Source organism: Sabulicella rubraurantiaca (genome assembly GCF_017355885.1).
Classification (GTDB): domain Bacteria; phylum Pseudomonadota; class Alphaproteobacteria; order Acetobacterales; family Acetobacteraceae; genus Roseococcus; species Roseococcus rubraurantiacus.
The window spans coordinates 1-1212 of record NZ_JAFEUU010000055.1; the positions used below are offsets into that span (position 1 = coordinate 1).

General features: G+C 60.8%; 1 protein-coding gene. It reads left to right on the plus strand.

All coding sequences use genetic code 11. From position 1 onward, the window contains the following. Positions 1-754 precede the first annotated feature (754 nt). Positions 755-1212, plus strand: a 458-nt coding sequence (locus JTJ31_RS24335) for a hypothetical protein (RefSeq protein WP_207541326.1), incomplete at its 3' end; no start/stop codon positions are given.

Consider the following 1212-nt stretch of genomic DNA (forward strand, 5'->3'; position numbering starts at 1 on the left):
CCGCAGATCCTCCGACAAGGTCTTTGCCATGCCTGCTGCCTCCGCCCAGCAGACAGGGTGAATCAGATCACCCCCGCGTCGGGGAAGCACTTTCGCGAATCAGCTCGAGGGGAACGTGCTCTAGCTCCCGAAGGTACTGCTCGGTGTCACTCAGCGGCTTCTTGCACCGACCCATGCGTGCCCTCCTGATTACCAGGAATGCTTAAGCCGTTAGAGAGATGCAACGACAACCGAGCTTGAGCCGCAACCAACTGCATTCCTACGGCCTCAAGAAGCCCCGCCCGCCATCGGCGGGGCTTCGTCGTTTCCGAGGCAAGCAGCCCGCTAATGGTCGAGAGAGTTGGTGCCGCCACTTACCTAAATACAAAGAAAAGCTGCTGGCCGAAGAGCGGCAGCCCCCGCTTCGCGGACGGTATCCATCCCCATCCTCATCGCGAAGAAAAAGCCTCAGGCCGATCCTTGCTCTGACCCTTCGCCAACACGCTCGCCGCGCTGCAGGTCATGGGCAGACGAAAGGTGCACGGTTCGCGCCGGCGGCGCGATATGCGCGCCACCGCCCCGGGGGCGACGAGCGCATTCCATACCTTCTAACACGCTGACGGGTCAGCATTTTTTACAGTCCAAAAAATTACACGATCGCCCGAACCGCAAGCGCTTGAAAGGGTGAAAGAATATTCCTGGGCATGGGTTTTGCATGTAGACAAGTGGAGGGGTCAACTCCTCCGACCAAGTAAAAAAGTAGGAGGGCAATAGAATGAACAAGTATTCAATCGTTGGTGCCGCCGCCCTCGCCTGCGGCTTGGGCCTCGCCACTCCGGCCAGCGCCACCCTGACGCTGCAGTCCGGATTGGTCGGCGGCTCGGGTGACGTGGACAACGTCATCTTCAACGCCTGCGGGACAGCCCAAAGCGGCAACCCGCTGCAGGGCTGCCTCAACACCTCGCACACCACCCTGGTGAACTTCTCCAGCAACGAGACGCTGGTCGTCGGTGGCGGCGGCCAAGACTCCGTCCGCGCGCAGGACGGCACGTTCAACACCGTCACCATCGCTCTAGATGACACGACGCAGGGCTTCGGCAAGCTCCAGTTCAACCTAATTGCGGCCGCCGATGGCACGGCCAACTTCACGGCCACCGACCAGTTCGGCAACGTGTTCGCCTTCAACAACGTCGCCCTGGACGGCAACGGTCAGAACTTCTTCACGCTCGGCTC